The sequence below is a fragment of the Vibrio sp. 1727 genome, assembly GCF_033344415.1.
GTDB lineage: Bacteria > Pseudomonadota > Gammaproteobacteria > Enterobacterales > Vibrionaceae > Vibrio > Vibrio alginolyticus.
In genome coordinates, this window is sequence record NZ_JAWPOT010000580.1 from 1 (window position 1) to 543 (window position 543).

Here is a 543-nt window from a genome sequence, read left to right on the forward strand (position 1 = left end):
CTGATTAAGGCTGTAGCCAAAAATCAGTAGTAGATGAAGAACTCTTTGGTATCGAAGAGTTTGAAAAAGTCTAAATTGATCATATCGAATTCCTCTTAACTGGGAGGCGCAACGTGCGCCTCCCTTTTTATTTACTATGGAATATTTGCTGTGGGTTATTTCGCTAAACCTAACGCCAGTTCTAAGCCTTTGCCGTAGGCTTCGTCCGCTTGGTAAGCGTGGTTGACGTGACGTTCTTTAATGAAGTCTGGCACACCATCCATCGCTCGTGCGGTATTATCAAACAGCGCTTGGCGTTGCTCTTCGTTCATTAGTCGGAACAGGTCACCTGCTTGGCTAAAGTAATCCTCATCAACACGATGGTCGTAATGGTCAGCATGGCCGCTAATTCGCAATGGTGGCTCTGAATAATCAGGCTGCTCTGCCCACTCTTGTTTGTAGTTTGGCTCGTAACCTAGTGTTGAACCGAAGTTACCGTCAACTCGCATTGCGCCGTCACGATGGTAGCTGTGTACGGGACAACGAGGGGCGTTGACTGGAATT

The 543-nt window shown here is 47.1% G+C and carries 1 protein-coding gene; it reads right to left on the reverse strand.

The genetic code is table 11. From position 1 onward, the window contains the following. Positions 1-155 precede the first annotated feature (155 nt). A partial coding sequence (locus R8O10_RS27045; RefSeq protein ID WP_318192203.1) for a catalase-related domain-containing protein occupies positions 156-543 on the reverse strand: 388 nt, incomplete at its 5' end.